This window comes from Rhizobium leguminosarum bv. viciae, assembly GCF_012276115.1.
GTDB classification, from domain to species: Bacteria; Pseudomonadota; Alphaproteobacteria; order Rhizobiales; family Rhizobiaceae; genus Rhizobium; species Rhizobium leguminosarum_T.
Genome location: NZ_WIEU01000015.1, coordinates 84835 through 101491, shown reverse-complemented (window position 1 = coordinate 101491; position 16657 = coordinate 84835). Strand labels below are relative to the sequence as shown.

Annotated in this window: 17 protein-coding genes; 6 read left to right on the top strand and 11 right to left on the bottom strand. The window is 62.1% G+C overall.

The features are described from left to right. Positions 1–16: 16 nt before the first annotated feature. The 3 genes from ispH to GFM02_RS23775 all read right to left on the bottom strand — a co-directional run bounded on the left by ispH (position 17) and on the right by GFM02_RS23775 (position 2404). On the bottom strand, positions 17–1018 hold the full coding sequence (gene ispH / locus GFM02_RS23785; RefSeq protein WP_003545997.1) for a 4-hydroxy-3-methylbut-2-enyl diphosphate reductase: 1002 nt from the start codon (positions 1016–1018) through the stop codon (positions 17–19). A gap of 257 nt (positions 1019–1275) precedes the next feature. Continuing rightward, on the bottom strand, positions 1276–2031 hold the full coding sequence (locus tag GFM02_RS23780) for an SURF1 family cytochrome oxidase biogenesis protein (protein WP_168322986.1): 756 nt from the start codon (positions 2029–2031) through the stop codon (positions 1276–1278). After that, positions 2024–2404, bottom strand: coding sequence for a DUF983 domain-containing protein (locus GFM02_RS23775; protein ID WP_130820449.1), 381 nt, complete (start codon positions 2402–2404; stop codon positions 2024–2026). Before GFM02_RS23775 ends, GFM02_RS23780 begins: the two co-directional genes overlap by 8 nt. A gap of 139 nt (positions 2405–2543) precedes the next feature. Between GFM02_RS23775 and GFM02_RS23770 the strand changes: the two genes are divergently transcribed. Then, positions 2544–3185 (top strand): chloramphenicol phosphotransferase CPT family protein, encoded by a 642-nt coding sequence (locus tag GFM02_RS23770; protein WP_168322985.1) that lies wholly within the window; start codon positions 2544–2546, stop codon positions 3183–3185. A 283-nt stretch (positions 3186–3468) separates the two neighbouring features. After that, positions 3469–4587, top strand: a complete 1119-nt coding sequence (locus tag GFM02_RS23765) for an IS4 family transposase (RefSeq protein ID WP_168322984.1) — start codon at positions 3469–3471, stop codon at positions 4585–4587. 322 nt (positions 4588–4909) lie between these two features. Here GFM02_RS23765 and GFM02_RS23760 read toward each other — a convergent pair whose 3' ends face one another. The 6 genes from GFM02_RS23760 to coxB form a co-directional block, all read right to left on the bottom strand. Next, complete coding sequence (locus GFM02_RS23760) at positions 4910–5788, bottom strand: cytochrome c oxidase subunit 3 (protein WP_003545992.1); 879 nt, start codon at positions 5786–5788, stop codon at positions 4910–4912. A 61-nt stretch (positions 5789–5849) separates the two neighbouring features. Further along, entirely contained in the window at positions 5850–6458 is a 609-nt protein-coding gene (locus tag GFM02_RS23755) for a cytochrome c oxidase assembly protein (protein WP_168322983.1), read from the bottom strand. Then, positions 6455–6595, bottom strand: a complete 141-nt coding sequence (locus GFM02_RS23750; protein ID WP_020048779.1) for a hypothetical protein — start codon at positions 6593–6595, stop codon at positions 6455–6457. The genes GFM02_RS23755 and GFM02_RS23750 overlap by 4 nt, the downstream gene beginning before the upstream one ends. Then, entirely contained in the window at positions 6595–7545 is a 951-nt protein-coding gene (locus GFM02_RS23745; protein WP_168322982.1) for a heme o synthase, read from the bottom strand. Before GFM02_RS23745 ends, GFM02_RS23750 begins: the two co-directional genes overlap by 1 nt. A gap of 66 nt (positions 7546–7611) precedes the next feature. After that, complete coding sequence (gene ctaD / locus GFM02_RS23740; protein ID WP_168271422.1) at positions 7612–9327, bottom strand: cytochrome c oxidase subunit I; 1716 nt, start codon at positions 9325–9327, stop codon at positions 7612–7614. Positions 9328–9344: 17 nt separating this feature from the next. Further along, positions 9345–10229 carry a cytochrome c oxidase subunit II gene (gene coxB / locus GFM02_RS23735; RefSeq protein ID WP_168322981.1) on the bottom strand — a complete coding sequence of 295 codons (885 nt, stop codon included), beginning with the start codon at positions 10227–10229 and terminating at the stop codon, positions 9345–9347. A 316-nt stretch (positions 10230–10545) separates the two neighbouring features. Here coxB and GFM02_RS23730 point away from each other — a divergent pair, with 316 nt between their 5' ends. The 3 genes from GFM02_RS23730 (at position 10546) to GFM02_RS23720 (ending at position 13557) form a co-directional block, all read left to right on the top strand. After that, complete coding sequence (locus GFM02_RS23730) at positions 10546–11211, top strand: invasion associated locus B family protein (RefSeq protein WP_205930433.1); 666 nt, start codon at positions 10546–10548, stop codon at positions 11209–11211. Positions 11212–11633: 422 nt separating this feature from the next. Next, on the top strand, positions 11634–13049 hold the full coding sequence (gene tldD / locus GFM02_RS23725; RefSeq protein WP_168322979.1) for a metalloprotease TldD: 1416 nt from the start codon (positions 11634–11636) through the stop codon (positions 13047–13049). Between the two features lie 16 nt (positions 13050–13065). After that, positions 13066–13557, top strand: a complete 492-nt coding sequence (locus GFM02_RS23720; RefSeq protein WP_168322978.1) for a GNAT family N-acetyltransferase — start codon at positions 13066–13068, stop codon at positions 13555–13557. A 112-nt stretch (positions 13558–13669) separates the two neighbouring features. Here GFM02_RS23720 and GFM02_RS23715 read toward each other — a convergent pair whose 3' ends face one another. Both GFM02_RS23715 and GFM02_RS23710 read right to left on the bottom strand, forming a co-directional pair. Next, on the bottom strand, positions 13670–13987 hold the full coding sequence (locus GFM02_RS23715) for a MazG nucleotide pyrophosphohydrolase domain-containing protein (RefSeq protein WP_168322977.1): 318 nt from the start codon (positions 13985–13987) through the stop codon (positions 13670–13672). Between the two features lie 83 nt (positions 13988–14070). Further along, positions 14071–15354: a D-alanyl-D-alanine carboxypeptidase family protein gene (locus GFM02_RS23710; protein WP_168322976.1), complete on the bottom strand. Its 1284-nt coding sequence runs from the start codon at positions 15352–15354 to the stop codon at positions 14071–14073. A gap of 262 nt (positions 15355–15616) precedes the next feature. On the opposite strand from GFM02_RS23710, the gene GFM02_RS23705 reads away from it, so the two are divergent. Next, on the top strand, positions 15617–16654 hold the full coding sequence (locus GFM02_RS23705) for a polysaccharide deacetylase family protein (RefSeq protein WP_168322975.1): 1038 nt from the start codon (positions 15617–15619) through the stop codon (positions 16652–16654). The last annotated feature ends 3 nt before the right edge of the window (positions 16655–16657 follow it).

The following is a 16657-nucleotide window of genomic DNA, read 5'->3' as shown; positions in this document are numbered from 1 at the left end:
TAGGCCGAAGGCCGATCTAGCCGTTGACGAAGGCCATGTCGGCCGCCGTCAGCTCGATACTGCGCAGCTCGCGGTTGACCAGGAAGTTTTCGGTTTCCTGGACCGTTTCAGCCAGTTCGACGCGGGCGTCGAAGCGAGCGCGGAAAGCCTCGATGATCTCGTTGACGATGACCTCGGGGGCCGAGGCGCCGGCGGAAAGGCCGAGCGTCGAAATCGCGCCGATCTCGTCCCAGTCGAGTTCGGCGGCGCGCTGCACGAGGATCGATTTCTTCGCCCCTGCCCTGAGCGCCACTTCGACGAGGCGCTTGGAATTGGACGAATTCGGCGCGCCGACGATGATGAAGAGATCGCAGCCGGGCGCTGCCTGCTTCACCACTTCCTGGCGGTTGGTCGTCGCATAACAGATCGAGTCCGCCGCCGGCGCCGTCAGGTTCGGGAAGCGTTCGTGCAGGCGGGTGATGACGCCGGCCGTATCGTCGACCGACAGCGTCGTCTGGGTGACATAGCCGAGATTGTCGGGATCGACGGGGACATAGGCATCGGCATCCTCGATCGTCTCGATCAGCGAAACGGACCCCTCCGGCAGCTGACCCATCGTGCCGATCACCTCGGGATGGCCGGCATGGCCGATGAGGACGACATGGCGGCCGAGGCGATTGTGGCGCATCGCCTGCTTGTGGACCTTGGAGACCAGCGGGCAGGTGGCGTCGAGATAGAAGAGGTTGCGGCTTGCCGCATCCTCCGGCACGGATTTCGGCACGCCGTGGGCGGAGAAGACCACCGGCTGGGCGCGATGTTCGGCCGGGATCTCGTCCAGTTCCTCGACGAAGACGGCGCCCTTGGCCTCCAGCCCCTCGACGACATAGCGATTGTGGACGATCTCGTGGCGCACATAGACCGGCGCGCCATAGGATTTCAGCGCCAGCACGACGATCTGGATGGCGCGGTCGACGCCGGCGCAGAAGCCGCGCGGGCCGCAGAGCCTGATCGTCAAAGGAGGTTTCGCCGCAATATTCATGTCTGTTCCACAAATTCCTCATTCCTGTGCTCGTCACAGGAATCCAGCCACGGCGCGTCGGCGCCGTGAATGACTGTCAACATCCTCGCCCCTCTTCCGCGCCCAAGGACTTGGGTGCACTGGATTCCTGTGACATCCCTCGGGTTAAACCCGAGGACAGGAATGAGGGAGAACTTGGTAACGTCCAGCTTCAACAGCAACGTCCCGCGTAGGGCTAAGCGACCTCTAGCCCAATATGGTCGAGAATTGAAGTGATACTATTGCTGAGGTGCCTTGGCGCCCTTGCGGAACCAGGAGATCGCCACCACGACGAGGAGCACGGCGGCCAGCCCGTACCAGGTGAAAGCATATTGCAGATGGTCATTCGGCAGATCCACCTGGGTGACGCCGCCGATCGGCAGGCCGGCCGGATTGGGGGTGGAATCGGCATCGACGAAGAAGGCAATGACCTTCGCTTTCTCCAGCCCGACGCTTTCGGCCATGACGTCGAGATCCTTCCAGTAGAAGATGTTCTTGGCGACGTCGTTATCGGGCACCACCCAGGAAGGCTTGCGGGCGAGCTTTTCGCGCGCCAGGCCGGTGACGGTCTGCTCTCCCGTCAGCTGGCCCTGCATGCGCATTTCCGGCTCCTTATTGTCATAGGGAACGAAGCCGCGATTGACGAAGAGAATGCGCCCGTCGGCAAGCTCCAGCGGGGTATAGACGTAAAACCCGGTCTGGCCGCGCCAGGTGGCGAAGAAGTGCCGCTCCTTGTTGTTGATGTAGCGGCCGGTGGCGGTCACCTTGCGGTATTCGATATCGCCGCCTGCAGCCGCCATCGCCTCGATATCGGCAAGCGGCACGGGGCTTGCTGCCTGCCGCGCGGCGATATCGGCGATCAGGCCTTCCTTCCAGTGCAGGCGCTCCACCTGCCAGGTGCCGAGCGAAATCAGGATGGCAAGAGCGATCAGCACCAGGATGCCGGTGAAAACCGGCAGCCGGCGGCGCGGCGTTGCATGCACTATTTCAGTCACTCAGGCGTCCTTCGCGGGCATTATGGCGGTATTGCATGGCGATCAGGATGCCCTTGAACCAGCGCAGCGTCAGCAGCGACAGGATAATCGTCAGCGGAGCGAAGAGCAGGATATGCACCCAGATCGGCGGCCCGTAATTCACCTGCAGCCACAGCACCATGCCGATGATGATGAAGCCGACGATGAGGATGACGAAGACGGCCGGGCCGTCACCGGAATCGGCAAAGGAATAATCAAGGCCGCAGGCGGCGCAGCGCGGCTTCACGCCGAGCAGGCCATCGAAGAGTTTGCCCTGGCCGCAGCGCGGGCAGCAGCCCTTGATGCCTGTCTTCACCGGATCGACGGGGGGAAAATGGGCGCTGTCCTCGTTCATGCTGTTCCTTTGAGCGGCCAGTTGCAGCCGCGGCTTTTTCGATGCTGCCTTAACTCTCCCATAAAGTATTCGCATCCCAAATGGAAATGCTTGCGCGGTCTCTGCCGAGCGATTCGCGCCAAACAGAAGAAGAAGACTGATGACCAAAGACAGCCATGCCGGACAGATCATTATTTTAAACGGTGCGCCCAGAAGCGGCAAATCAAGCATCGCGCGCGCAATCCAGGAACACTTCGAGGGGCCGTGGATCAACCTCGGCGTCGACAGCTACAATGCCATGACACCGAAGCGCTACCTTCCGGGCATCGGACTGCGGCCGGGCGGCGAGCGGCCGGATCTCGAGGAACTGGTGCCGTTCTTTTATGCGGCGCTCTACGAATCGATCGCCATCCATGCCAGCCTGGGGCTCAATGTCATCGCCGATCTCGGTCACCACGACAGCTATTCGCAGCCGCTCGGCATCCTCGGCGATTGCGCCCGGCGACTGGAAGACTTTCCCGTGCTGTTCGTCGGCGTGCGCTGTCCGATCGAGACGATCATGCAGCGGCGCGACATTGTCCAAGAGGGGCGCGAGACGCTTTATCTCAGCGCCACGGAGGAAGTGCCCATTCCAGAACCGGTGCAACGCTGGCAGGACGAGGTGCATCGGCCTGGCATCTACGATATGGAGGTCGATACGTCAGTGCTGACACCGCTCGAATGTGCCGAAGCGATCCGCCACCAGTTGGATCTCGGGATTCCCGAGTCTTCGGCTTTCGAACGGATCGCCGGGGCGCGCTGAGGCGATAAAAAGCAGGCACGGGGGCTCTTACCTCGGCCCGGAAGTTTGCCGAGGCCAGCCCCTCATCCGCCTGCCGGCACCGACCGGGGTCGAGCCACGGGTCTCGACCCGTCCTGCGGACCCCGCTCGCGGGGCGAAGGGGATGTGCCGCGCCCTTCTCCGTTCCCCGCCGACCTCTCGCAGGGCATGTCCCCTCGCCCCGTTTTTACGGGGAGAGGGTTAGGGTCATATGCGCTAGGTTTAGCGCTGGACATAAGGAATCTGGTTGTGATTCAAGCTTTGGATGAAGATTCGTCCTGAGATTTTGGATCATTGGCCGGAAGTGCGCGAGCGGCTTCCGGCGGGTTTTGACTTGGAAGCAACGGCGCGGTTGCGCGGCGCCTTCACGCGGGTGCGGGAAATCAAGAATGCCGAGACGCTGTTGCGGTTGGCACTTGCCTATGGCGGCCTTGGCATGTCGCTGCGCGAGACCTGTGCCTGGGCCGAAGCGGGCGGGATCGCCCGCTTGTCAGACCCATCGCTGCTCGAGCGACTGTGCAAAGCGGCGCCTTGGCTTGGCGACATCGTCGCCGCGCTGATTGCCGAACAGACCAAAGTGCCGGCGGGGCGCTTTGCGGGATATCGTTTGCGTGTGCTCGATGGAACGTCGATCTGCCATCCGGGCGCTGACCGCACGACATGGCGGTTGCATGTCGGCTACGACCTGGCAACGGCTCAGGTCGATCAGCTTGAGTTGACCGACATCCATGGTGCCGAAAACCTTCAGCGCCTTACCTACGCACCCGGCGATATCGTGCTGGCCGATCGCTATTATGCAAGACCGCGCGATCTACGGCCCGTGATCGAGGCCGGTGCAGACTTCATCGTGCGGACCGGCTGGAACTCGTTGCGCCTGTTGCAGCCGAATGGCGAGCCCTTTGATCTGTTTGCCGCGCTCGCCGCTCAGCAAGAGCAGGAAGGCGAGGTGCAGGTTCGTGTCCACGAAGGTATGACGGGGACGCCGCCAACGCCGCCGCTGGTCCTGCGCCTCATTGTCCGGCGCAAGGATCCGCAACAGGCGCAAGCCGAGCAGGAGCGTCTGCTCAAGGACGCCCGCAAGCGTGGCAAACAACCCGATCCGCGCAGTCTCGAGGCGGCGAAATACATTCTGCTGCTGACCTCGCTGCCGGCCGCCACCATTGCACCGGCCGATATCCTCACCCTCTATCGCTTCCGCTGGCAAATCGAGCTGGCGTTCAAACGGTTCAAGAGCTTGGCCGGCCTCGACAGCTTGCCGGCCAAGAAGCCTGAACTGGCCCGGGCATGGCTCTACGCCAGGCTGATCGTCGCCATCATCGCCGAACAGATTGCCGGGCAAGTCCCGGACTCTCCCCCCTCTGGATGCGGCAACCCCACTGGCTAGCCCCCCATTGGCAAGTCCCTCGCGCTGGCGTCTCATGAAGTTAGCTCTGGCCACCATTTGCGCCGCCATCCGCGGACCACCTCTGTGGCAGGCCATCTGTAATCTCGTCACGCGAAGTCGTCGCCACCTCTGCGAGCCGCCGCGACGACGCCGAAAACAATGCGATTGTCTAAGCGACCGCCTAACCTAGCGCATATGAGGGTTAGGGTGAGGGGCAGCTTCCGCGCAAACCGGACATCAGTGGCACCAGGCGAAGCAAAACGAGATTCGCCAACAAAAAAGGCGGGCATGAGGCCCGCCTTTTGCTTGAAGATCGTTCCGGTCAGCCGGCCGCGACAGGTGCGCCCCAGCCGCCCCAGACGTAGATGCAGAAGAACAGGAACAGCCAGACGACGTCGACGAAGTGCCAGTACCAGGCTGCCGCCTCGAAGCCGAAATGCTGTTTCGGGGTGAAGTCGCCGCGCAGTGCCCGGATCAGGCAGACAGCCAGGAAGATCGTGCCCACGAGGACGTGGAAACCGTGGAAACCGGTCGCCATGAAGAAGGTCGCGCCGTAGATCGAACTCTTGAAGGCGAATGGAGCGTGAGCATATTCGTAGGCCTGAACGGCAGAGAAGAACATACCCAGCAGCACGGTCAGCGTCAGGCCCTGGATCAGGCCCTTGCGGTCGTTGTGCAGCAGCGCATGGTGCGCCCAGGTGACCGTGGTGCCCGACAGCAGCAGGATGACGGTGTTGTAGATCGGCAGGTGCCAGGGGTCGAGAACCTCGATACCCTTCGGCGGCCAGGTGCCGCCGGTATAGAGCAGGCGCGAGGCCTGGATCGCTTCATTCGGATAGAGGCTGGCGTCGAAATAGGCCCAGAACCAGGCGACGAAGAACATCACTTCCGAAGCGATGAACATGATCATGCCGTAGCGCAAGTGCAGCGAGACGACACGGGTGTGGGCGCCCTCATGGGCTTCCTTCACCGTATCTGCCCACCAGCCGTACATGACGTAGAGCACCAACGCGAAGCCGATATAAAAAACCCAGGGATTGGCAAGCTCGAAGCCGGCGACCTTGAACGAACCGCCGTTCAGGTAACGCATGTAGGAGACGCCGCCGAGCGCCATGATGAAGGCGCCGAGCGAGGCGAGAATCGGCCACGGGCTCGGATCGATGATGTGGTAGTCGTGATTCTTCTGATGAGCATCGGCCATGTCGCTATCCCCGGATGTCTTCCTTCACTCCGCTCCCGGCATAGCCGGAAACGAGCCTTGATCAAAGTTTCTTTTCAATCTTCTCCGCTCCACCCTCATTCGAAGCCACCGGCTTCTGACCCTCTTTCGGGTAGAACGTATATGACAGCGTAACCGTATGGATATTCTTCGATTCCACCGCCTTGACGATTTCAGGATCGATGTAGAACACCACCGGCATGTCGAGCTTCTCGCCCGGCTTCAGCTCCGTTTCCGTAAAGCAGAAACATTGCACCTTGTTGAAATAGACTCCGGCTTCGCCCGGCGTAACGTTGAAAACCGCCTGGCCGCGCTGGGTCTCGTTCGAACGATTCTCGGCGGTGAAATTGACCTGGATGGTCTCGCCGATCTTCGGATTGACCTCGCGCTGGACCGGCTTGAAGTCCCATTGCAGCCCGGGGGCGACATTGGCGTCGAAGGTGACGCGCATCGTGCGGTCGAGCACGACGCTCGACACCTGGTCGACGCGCTGCGTCGTGCCGTTATAGCCGGTCACCTGGCAGAAGATGCGGTAGAGCGGCACGGCGGCATAGCTCATCGCGCCCATGCCGAAGACGAAGCTCAGGCACATCATGACCACGGCGCCGTTGTTGCGGCCCTGCTTCTTCGGTGCGGCGGCGTTTTCGCTCATCCGGCCGTTCCCCCGCCGATCTTCACGATTGCCATCACGTAGAAGAGAACGACGAGGCCGGCAAGCACCAGCCCCAGCGCGATGTTGCGGTTGCGGCGCGACTTGAGCTGCTTTTCCGTGAGCTTGACCAATTCCATCAGAACCAACCTCCCGTATGCGAGACCAGCACCGACGTCAGCCGGTCGATCATCAAGGCGGAGAACACGGCGAAGAGATAAAAGATCGAGAAGCCGAAGAGCTTCTTCGCCGGGATCATCTTCAGATCGCCGTCGGGCATGCGCCAGACGGCGATGGAACAGTATATGAAGATCGCGCCGAGGACGGCGGCAACGAGGCCATAGCCGAGGCTCGCGAAACCGAGGAAGGATGGCAATACCGCGCAGGCGGCGGTCAGCGCCGCATAGGCGACGATCTGATGCTTGGTCACCCGTTCGCCGGCAACGTTCGGCAGCATCGGCACGCCGACGGCCTCGTAATCGCGCATCTTGAAGAGGGCGAGCGCCCAGAAATGCGCCGGCGTCCACAAGAAGATGATGAGGAAGAGAACGGTGCTCTCGATCGTCACGCTGTTGGTCACGCAGGCCCAGCCGATCATCGGCGGGAAGGCGCCGGCAGCACCGCCAATGACGATGTTCTGCGGCGTCGAGCGCTTTAGCCACATGGTGTAGACGACGGCATAGAAGAAGATGGTGAAGGCGAGGATGCCGGCGGAGAGCCAGTTGACCGCCAGACCGAGGATCACCACCGAAAAGCCCGACAGCACCAGGCCGAAGGCGAGAGCCTCGGACGGCGCGATGCGGCCGGCCGGGATCGGACGGTTGGCGGTGCGGCTCATGATGGCGTCGATATCGGCGTCATACCACATGTTCAGCGCGCCGGAGGCGCCAGCGCCGACGGCGATGCAGAGGATGGCGATCACGCCGAGGACGGGATGGATATGGCCCGGCGCCAGCACGAGACCGGCAAAGGCAGTGAAGACCACGAGCGACATGACCCGTGGCTTCAACAATTCGAAATAATCGCGCGCACTCGCTTCCGACAATTCGCCGTCCTTTGCAAGCACCTCGTGATTGTCGATAACCGTCATCATTCCGTCCTGAAGTCTTACGATCAGGACGCCGTATCGAATGCGGCGTCCTGATATCAGCGCAAATTACTTGATGCGCGGAAGCTGTTCCCACTGGTGATAGGGCGGCGGCGAAGGCAGCTGCCATTCGAGCGTCGTTGCACCCTCACCCCACGGATTGTCGCCGGCGACACGCTTCCTGGCGAAGGCTTCGAAGACGCCATAGAGGAAGATCAGCACACCGAAGGCCGAGATGTAGGAGCCGATGGAGGAAACATAGTTCCAGCCGGCAAAGGCATCCGGATAATCGATGTAGCGGCGCGGCATGCCGGCGAGGCCGAGGAAGTGCTGCGGGAAGAACACCAGGTTGACGCCGACGAACATGATCCAGAAATGCAGCTTGCCGACCAACTCGTTGTACATGTAGCCGGTCATCTTCGGGAACCAGTAGTACCAGCCGGCGAAGATCGCAAAGACGGCGCCGAGCGACAGAACGTAGTGGAAGTGGGCCACGACATAATAGGTGTCATGCAGCGAGCGGTCGAGACCGGCATTGGCGAGCTGGACGCCGGTGACGCCACCGACCGTGAACAGGAAGATGAAGCCGATCGCCCAGAGCATCGGCGTGCGGAACGAGATCGAGCCGCCCCACATCGTCGCGATCCAGGAGAAGATCTTCACACCCGTCGGAACGGCGATGACCATCGTCGCGAAGACGAAGTAGCGCTGCGCGTCGAGCGACAGGCCGACCGTGTACATGTGGTGGGCCCAGACGACGAAGCCGACGGCGCCGATCGCGACCATGGCGTAGGCCATGCCGAGGTAGCCGAAGATCGGCTTCTTCGAGAAGGTCGAGATGATGTGGCTGACCATGCCGAAGCCCGGCAGGATGAGGATGTAGACCTCGGGGTGACCGAAGAACCAGAACAGGTGCTGGTAAAGGATCGGATCGCCGCCGCCTTCCGGAGAGAAGAACGCAGTGCCGAAATTGCGGTCGGTGAGCAGCATGGTGATGCCGCCGGCCAGAACCGGCAGCGACAGCAGGAGCAGGAAGGCGGTGATCAGCACGGACCAGGCAAACAGCGGCATCTTGTGCAGCGTCATGCCGGGAGCGCGCATGTTGAGGATCGTGGTGATGAAGTTGATCGCACCGAGGATCGACGAGGCGCCGGCAATGTGGAGCGCGAAGATCGCAAGGTCGACCGCCGGTCCCGGCGTGCCGCTTGTCGCCAGCGGCGGATACATCGTCCAGCCGCCACCCGTGCCATAGGCGCCTGCCGGGCCTTCGACGAACATCGACAGCAGCAGCAGCGCGAAGGCGGGAACGATCAGCCAGAAGGAGATGTTGTTGAGGCGCGGGAAAGCCATATCCGGCGCGCCGATCATGATCGGCACCATCCAGTTGGCGAAACCGCCGATCATCGCCGGCATGACCATGAAGAAGATCATGATCAGCGCGTGCGCTGTCGTGAACATGTTGAACATCTGCTTGGCGCCGTCGATCGCGGCATCGCCCTCATAGCCGTAGACCATCGAGGCCAGGCCGTGGAAGATCTGGATGCCCGGTTCCTGCAGCTCCATGCGCATGGCAACCGACAGCGCGCCGCCGATGATGCCGGCAATGATCGCGAAGATCAGGTAGAGCGTGCCGATGTCCTTGTGGTTGGTCGAGAACAGCCAGCGATTGGCAAAGCTCGGCTTGTGCCCGTGATCGTCATGCGCGTGGTCATGATGGGCGGCGTGATCGCCATGCGTGCGATCGTGATCATGAGAATGATCGTCGTGAGCGGAAGGTCCAGCCATTGTCCCGATCCCCTTTATTACTGTGCTTCGGCGACGTTGACGGTCTTTGCGGGACCATCGGTTGCGGCCATGAGTGTCTTGTAGGCGCCGGGCAGGTCGCTGGCGGCTGCGGTCAGCCACTGCTTGTACTTGTCCTCGGAGACGACGCGGATGGCGATCGGCATGAACGCATGGTCCTTGCCGCAGAGCTCGGAACACTGGCCGTAGAACAGGCCTTCGCGTTCGGCCTTGAACCAGGTCTCGTTCAGGCGGCCCGGCACGGCATCGATCTTGACGCCGAAGGAAGGCATGGCGAAAGCATGAATGACGTCGGTGGGTGCTGCGGTCACGAGAACGCGGACCGTCTTGTTGACCGGCAGGACCAGCTCGTTGTCGACGGCGAGAAGCCTGGGATAGATCGACTTGTCTTCCTTGCCGGCGGCTGCGCGGTCCGGATCCTTCAAGAGGTAGGAATCGAAAGCCAGCGGGCTTTCGCCCGAACCTTCATATTCGTAATTCCACTGCCACTGGGTGGCGGTCGCCTTGATTGTCACGTCGGGGTTTTCAGGCAGCGTCAGCTGCGCCGTCAGCAAATTGAACGAAGGAATGGCGAGAAGAAGAAGCACCAGGACCGGCCCCACGGTCCAGGCAATCTCGATCAGGGTGTTGTGGCTCGTCTTCGAGGGAACCGGGTTCGCGCTGGCGCGGAACTTGAAACAGACGACGATGAGCAGGACCAGAACGAAAAGCGTGATCGGAACGATAAACCACAGGGTATATTGTTCGAACCAGTGGATTTCCCGCATGATCGGCGTTGCCGCCGGCTGCAGCGTCGCCTGCCACGGCGTGGGCTGGTCGGCATATGTGCCGGAAGCAAAAAGCAGACAGACCAGCGTGGTCAGGGCTGCATAAGCCTTCTTCATCACCTTATTATCTCCCTCGAGCGCTTGACCTGCAAAATAGAACGCAGAATCCTTGCCATCTTCAGCGCTTCAAACCACAGTTTGGCATTTGCCGCAACAGGTCAGAGCAATTGTCTATGCGGCATTTTTGCTCAAAGCATAGGCAGGCTCGAACGGCAAAACATCCCAAGTTTTTCATCAGCATATGAAAAATCGGCTTTCCGGCCAATCCGCGCGCGACACATTATTTCGCAAAGGTCCAATTTCCGCCGCAGTCCCCCGGTTTTCACGGGGTGGGGCTTTTCATTTTTGGTGGGCAGCTTCAACAATAGCCGCAATGATTCGATATCCAGAGGTTTCCATGGGTTTCCGTTCCCTCGCGCAGTCGCTTCTCCTGACTGCCAGCATCGCGGCCGCAGCGACGACGCCCGTTTTCGCCCAGCAGCAACCCACCCCGTCACAGGCCGAGCCCCCGGCTTCCGCGCCGGCGCCGGCCCCTGCTCCGGCGCCGCAACAGCCGAGTGCGGCCAAACCGAATGTCGAACCGGTGCCTGGCCAGACACAGCCGCCGGCGCCGGGCACGGTGAAGTCCAATCATGGCGCATGGTCCGTCGTCTGCGACAAGCCGGCGGGTGCGGCGACCGAACAATGCGCGCTGATGCAAAACGTCATCGCCGAGGACCGGCCGGAGGTCGGGCTTTCCGTCGTCGTCCTGAAGACGGCCGACCGCAAGTCGAAGATCCTCCGCGTGCTGGCGCCACTTGGCGTGCTGCTGCCGAACGGCCTCGGGCTCAATGTCGACGGCAAGGATATCGGCCGCGCCTATTTCGTCCGCTGCTTTGCCGACGGCTGCTACGCCGAGGTCGTGCTCGAGGATGAGCTGCTCAAGACCTTCCGCAGCGGTGCGCAGGCAACCTTCATCGTCTTCCAGACCCCGGAAGAAGGCATCGGCATCCCCGTCGACCTCAAGGGCTTCGCCGAAGGCTTCGACGCCCTGCCGTGATGCGGGGGCTACGAGTTCCGTGTTTCGGCCCCGAAGCGCGTTTCGAGTTGCGCGGGCGTTGTTAGCCGGCTGAGGCGGTGGTAAAGGCGCGAATTGGGCGGTGAAAGCACGCACATATGCGCTCACCTCCCTCATTCCTGTGCTCGTCACAGGAATCCAGTGCGCCCAAGTCCTTGGGCGCGGGAGACATTTTAGCTGTTGCAGAGATTCATTCACCGCGCGAACGCGCGGTGGCTGGATTCCTGTGACGAGCACAGGAATGAGGGTGGGATACGGCGGCGCCTCACCACAAAGCCATTCCATTTCCAATATCGCCCTGCCCAAAAAAGAATAATTCGACGGCAGGGCTTCACTCCTTATGATGTGGAGCCCTATCTAAGGAGTAAGTGCACTCCTGAACGCATGCCCATTGGAGCCCTATCATGAACACCGATCTCCTGACGCTTTTCGATGCCGACGAAGCCACGATGCGTGACCTTGTCGCCGAAGCCTTGTCCGGCGCCGATGACGGCGAATTGTTCATCGAGCATGCGCAGGCGGAAGCGCTGACCTTCGACAATGGCCGGCTCAAGGGCGGCAGCTTCAACACCGAACAGGGTTTCGGCCTGCGTGCGGTTGCCGGCGAAGCCGTCGGCTATGCCCATGCAGGCGATCTTTCGGTGGCGGCGCTGAAGCGGGCGGCCGATGCCGTCGGCGCGGTGACGCGCGGCTATTCCGGCTCCTATGCGGCAGCGCCCCAGGGCACCAACAAGAAATTCTACAGCGACGAGAACCCGATCGGTCAGCCGAGCTTCGAGGAGAAGGTCAAGGTCCTGCAGGACATCGACGCCTATCTCAGGGGCAAGAATGACAAGGTGCGCCAGGTGACGGCCTCGGTTGCCGCAAGCTGGCAGGTCGTCGATATCCTGCGCGCCGACGGACACCGCGTGCGCGACATCAGGCCGATGACACGCATCAACATCTCGGTGATGGTCGGCGAAGGCGATCGGCAGGAGAGCGGCTCTTACGGCCACGGCGGGCGCATCGGCTTCGGTGATTTCATCGCCGAGGGCAGTTGGCAATACGGCGCCGACGAGGCGCTGCGCCAGGCGCTCGTCAATCTCGAGGCGATCGATGCGCCGGCGGGCACGATGGACGTGGTGCTCGGCTCCGGCTGGCCGGGCGTGATGCTGCACGAGGCTGTCGGTCACGGGCTGGAAGGCGATTTCAACCGCAAGAAGACCTCGGCCTTTGCCGGTCTTCTCGGCCAGATGGTCGCCGCTCCCGGCGTCACTGTCGTCGATGACGGCACGATCGACAATCGCCGCGGCTCGATCACCATCGACGATGAGGGCACGCCCTCGGCCTATAATGTGCTGATCGAGAACGGCAAGCTCGTCGGATATATGCAGGACCGGCAGAATGCCCGGCTGATGGGCATGGCGCCGACCGGCAACGGCCGCCGCCAGGGCTATTCGCATGTGCCGATGCCGCGCATGACCAACACCTATATGCTCGGCGGCGACAAGACGCCCGAGGAGATCATCGCCTCGGTGAAGAAGGGCATCTATGCCGTCTCCTTCGGCGGCGGCCAGGTGGACATCACCTCCGGCAAGTTCGTCTTCGGCTGCACCGAGGCCTATCTGATCGAGAACGGCAAGGTCGGTGCGCCGATCAAGGGCGCGATGCTGATCGGCAACGGCCCGGATGCGATGAAGCGGGTGTCGATGATCGGCAACGACATGAAGCTCGATACCGGCATCGGCAATTGCGGCAAGGCCGGCCAATGGGTTCCGGTCGGCGTCGGCCAGCCGCATCTGCGCATGGATCAGGTGACGGTCGGCGGCACGCAGACCTGAGGCGAAAGGACCCGTCATGGCGGATGTCGAGATCAGAACCTTCACCGCCGATGACGCCGATGCCGTGCTTTCGGTGATCCTGCCGATCCAGCGCCAGGAATTCGGCATCGATATCACCGCGGATGAGCAGCCGGATCTCAGGGTCATCCCGGATTTCTATCAGTCCGGCAAGGGGCAGTTCTGGGTCGCCGTCAAGGATGGCGCCATCGTCGGCACCGTCGGGCTCAAGGATATCGGCAACAATCAGGCGGCGCTGCGCAAGATGTTCGTCTCAGCTGCGGTTCGCGGCCGCGAGCATGGCGTCGCGGCGCGGCTTCTCGATCGCCTTTTTGCCCATGCCAGGGATGCCGGCCTCACCGATATCTTCCTCGGCACGACCGACAAATTCGTCGCCGCGCACCGTTTCTACGAGAAGAACGGCTTTAGCGAGATTGCCAAGAGCGCCCTGCCCCGCGCCTTCCCGCTGATGGCGGTGGACAGCAAATTCTACCGCTATAAAGTCGGCTGACTTAAGCTGCGGGAGAATCCTGGTGCGGTTGACGAGGGACAGTCTCGCCTAAAGCGCGTCACATCGAAATGCCGTCGCCCGCAAACACACTGCGCATTTTCGGCGCCTTGCATCAGCTCTTCGACGTTTGCGCCGGCTGAAACAGCCATTTGCGTTCGATCGCGGCGGCAAGGTCGATACCGTTGTGTCGGGCGAAGAGCAGGAGGTGGCCGAGGACGTCGGCGGTCTCGTCGGCAAGGTCTTGCTGCATATCTTCCGGTGAACGCCCCTTCGCACGACCGCGCCCGGTCAGCCGATTCCAGGCCTGTGTCAGCTCGCCCATTTCCTCCTGCAGTTTCAGAAGGAACCAATCGGCATCACGCTCGATGCCGTGGGCCGCGACATGGGTGGAGGAAGAAATTTCGAACTGATCGGCGAGACGGCGCAGCATAAACGTTCTCCTTTTGTTTATGGAGGAGACGCTGATTCCCAATGATTGTCCAGAACTGGATTGTCCAGACTGCCGGGCGGCGGTCAGCCGTGGTCCGGCAGCAGCATGCAGTCATAGGAGCGCTGCTTCAGCGCGTCGCAGGCCGAGACGGCGGCATCCTTGCTGGCGAAGCCGACGAAGCGGGCGCGATAGATCTTGTTGACCCCCTGCCCGACCGCCTCCGTATAGGGCGAGGCGGACACGAGCGGTGCGCCGCCTTCCGACTTCGCCTGGGCGAGAAGCGCACGCGCCGCATCGGCACTTGGTGCGGCCGAGATCTGGATCTGCCAGTCGCCATTGGTCTTCTCTGCCGATGTCTTCGGCGTCTTGCCGGCGTTCAGGATCTCGTCCATCGCGACGGGACGCTCCAGCGGCACGACGGTATCGTCGGCATAGGCAAGGCTTTTGGCTGCGAGATCGTCGGCTGGGCGCGGTGCGTTGAGCGGCACCGGAACATCGGAGGCCTCAGCGGCAGACGCGACTTCGACGGGTTCCCTCGCGCCGACACTCGCGACGAGCTTTGCGCCGCCGGAGGACGAGGCACGGCCGAGATAACGGTCGAGCAAACCAGCCATCTTGGCGTCGCGGCTGCGGGCCGTGCGGCCACCGAGCACGACGCCGACGACGCGGCGGTTGCCGTCTCTGACGGCGCTGACGAGGTTGAAGCCGGAGGCGTTGGTATAACCGGTCTTGATGCCGTCCATGCCCTGGTAGCGGTACATGAGATTGTTGTGGCCGCGCACCGTCCGGCCGCGGAAATTGAAACTGGCCGTCGAAAACAGCCGGTATTCGTTCGGATAATTCTTCATCAGCGCGATGGCGAGCGTCGACATGTCACGCGCCGTCGTGACCTGTCGACCGTCCGGCAGGCCGGAGGCATTGACGAAGACGGTGCGGCTCATGCCGAGCTGGCGGGCTCTGGCCGTCATCACCCGGGCAAAGCCGCTTTCCGAGCCGGCGAGCTTCTCACCCATGGCGGAGGCGGCATCATTGGCGGACTTGACGATCATGCCATAGACCGCCTCGCGCACGGTGATCGTGCCGCCCGCCTTGACGCCAAGCTTGGTCGGCGGGCGTGTAGCGGCGTATTTCGACATCCGGATCGGGGTGTCCCAGGCGATCTTGCCGCGTTTCAATGCCTCGAAGGTGAGATAGAGCGTCATCATCTTCGTCAGCGAGGCCGGATGGTTCAGCGTATCGGCGTTTTCGGAGGCGAGAACCTTGCCGGTCCGGGCATCGAGGATCAGCGAAGCGTTGCCGGCAAGGGCCGCAAGCGGCGCCGAAACGGCAAGCGTTACGGTCAAAACAGCCGCCAAAAGCTTTCTCATGCACTTTCCCCTCATACCCTGGCCCCTCATACGCTGGCCCCCGATGCGCAGCCATTGATGCCGGCTCTCGGTCAGACCGGCATTTGTGCCGTAATGTGACAGAAGCCGTAAGTTTGGCGCGACTTTGAGGCAACGCCTATCATTTTTCTAGTCTTTTCATCGTCTTGGTAAACAGGAAATGAAAGACCCGTGCCGGATCGGGATTCAGCAAGGCTTAAGTCGCACTTGCTAGTTTCCTGAAAAGGCAAGGGATAGGCGCCGCATGACGGGACAATTCAAGCGATTGGGCAAACGACTGGCGATCGGCGCCGGGCTCGAATTTTCCTGGCTGCTGGCGTCAGTCGGACTGATGCGCGAAGCACGCGGGCGCGGCGTTGTCTTCACGCTGCATCATGTCCGCCCGCACCTGCCCCAGGCCTTCGAGCCGAATGCGCATCTCGAAATCACTCCCCGTTTTCTCGATGCGGCGCTGCGGCGGCTGCGGCGAGAGGGCTACCGCTTCGTGCCGCTCGATCAGGTGCCGGCGCTGCTGGCGGAGCCCGAGGGCGCAAAGCCTTTTGCGGCCTTCACGCTCGACGACGGATACAGCAACAATCTGGAGCATGCGCTGCCGGTATTCGAGCGGCATCAGGCGCCGTTCACGGTGTTCGTCGCCAAGGGTTTTGCCGAAGGCTCTCACAGCATCTGGTGGGAGACGCTCGCCGTCCTCCTGCGCCGGCCAAGCGAAATCTACTTCGATTTCGGCCGCAGCAGAGAGCGCCTGGTGCTGGACAGCCCGCAGCAGCAATGGCATGCCTTCGACCGTTTTGCCTGGTATATCCACGGCTCCGACGAGGCGCGCGCCGTTGCCGCCATCGATCTGCTGGCGCGCGAAAACGGCATCGAGCCGACGGATATCGTCCGCGAGCTGGTGATGGGGCCCGGCGAATTGCAATGGCTGGCGGCACACCCGCTCGCAACGCTCGGCGCCCATACGATCAGCCATCGCGCGCTCGCCCGCCTGCCGGAAGCCGAAGCCCGAATCGAAATGCAGGTTTCGGCGGATTACGTCGAAGCACTGACCGGCATCCGTCCCGAGACGATCGCCTATCCCTATGGCACGCCGGAGGCTGCGACCGCCCGCGAGGCGCGCATCGCTCGCAATCTCGGCTTTACCCTTGCGGTCACCACGCAGCCCGGGCTGCCGTCAGCGCAATTGACCGGCTATCTCCCGCGCATTTCGCTCAACGGCTTCTACCAGAAGCGACGCTACGTCTCGGCGCTCGCCTCCGGCATACCGCTGAAGCTGATGGGCAGGTAAGCC

What these genes read in the sequence shown, in the direction of transcription:
- ispH (WP_003545997.1), bottom strand. Translation starts at nt 1,018, where the DNA reads ATGAATATTGCGGCGAAACCTCCTTTGACGATCAGGCTCTGCGGCCCG.
- GFM02_RS23775 (WP_130820449.1), bottom strand. Translation starts at nt 2,404, where the DNA reads ATGAACGAGGACAGCGCCCATTTTCCCCCCGTCGATCCGGTGAAGACA.
- GFM02_RS23770 (WP_168322985.1), top strand. Translation starts at nt 2,544, where the DNA reads ATGACCAAAGACAGCCATGCCGGACAGATCATTATTTTAAACGGTGCG.
- GFM02_RS23765 (WP_168322984.1), top strand. Translation starts at nt 3,469, where the DNA reads ATGAAGATTCGTCCTGAGATTTTGGATCATTGGCCGGAAGTGCGCGAG.
- GFM02_RS23760 (WP_003545992.1), bottom strand. Translation starts at nt 5,788, where the DNA reads ATGGCCGATGCTCATCAGAAGAATCACGACTACCACATCATCGATCCG.
- GFM02_RS23755 (WP_168322983.1), bottom strand. Translation starts at nt 6,458, where the DNA reads ATGAGCGAAAACGCCGCCGCACCGAAGAAGCAGGGCCGCAACAACGGC.
- GFM02_RS23750 (WP_020048779.1), bottom strand. Translation starts at nt 6,595, where the DNA reads ATGGAATTGGTCAAGCTCACGGAAAAGCAGCTCAAGTCGCGCCGCAAC.
- GFM02_RS23745 (WP_168322982.1), bottom strand. Translation starts at nt 7,545, where the DNA reads ATGACGGTTATCGACAATCACGAGGTGCTTGCAAAGGACGGCGAATTG.
- ctaD (WP_168271422.1), bottom strand. Translation starts at nt 9,327, where the DNA reads ATGGCTGGACCTTCCGCTCACGACGATCATTCTCATGATCACGATCGC.
- coxB (WP_168322981.1), bottom strand. Translation starts at nt 10,229, where the DNA reads ATGAAGAAGGCTTATGCAGCCCTGACCACGCTGGTCTGTCTGCTTTTT.
- GFM02_RS23730 (WP_205930433.1), top strand. Translation starts at nt 10,546, where the DNA reads ATGATTCGATATCCAGAGGTTTCCATGGGTTTCCGTTCCCTCGCGCAG.
- tldD (WP_168322979.1), top strand. Translation starts at nt 11,634, where the DNA reads ATGAACACCGATCTCCTGACGCTTTTCGATGCCGACGAAGCCACGATG.
- GFM02_RS23720 (WP_168322978.1), top strand. Translation starts at nt 13,066, where the DNA reads ATGGCGGATGTCGAGATCAGAACCTTCACCGCCGATGACGCCGATGCC.
- GFM02_RS23715 (WP_168322977.1), bottom strand. Translation starts at nt 13,987, where the DNA reads ATGCTGCGCCGTCTCGCCGATCAGTTCGAAATTTCTTCCTCCACCCAT.
- GFM02_RS23710 (WP_168322976.1), bottom strand. Translation starts at nt 15,354, where the DNA reads ATGAGAAAGCTTTTGGCGGCTGTTTTGACCGTAACGCTTGCCGTTTCG.
- GFM02_RS23705 (WP_168322975.1), top strand. Translation starts at nt 15,617, where the DNA reads ATGACGGGACAATTCAAGCGATTGGGCAAACGACTGGCGATCGGCGCC.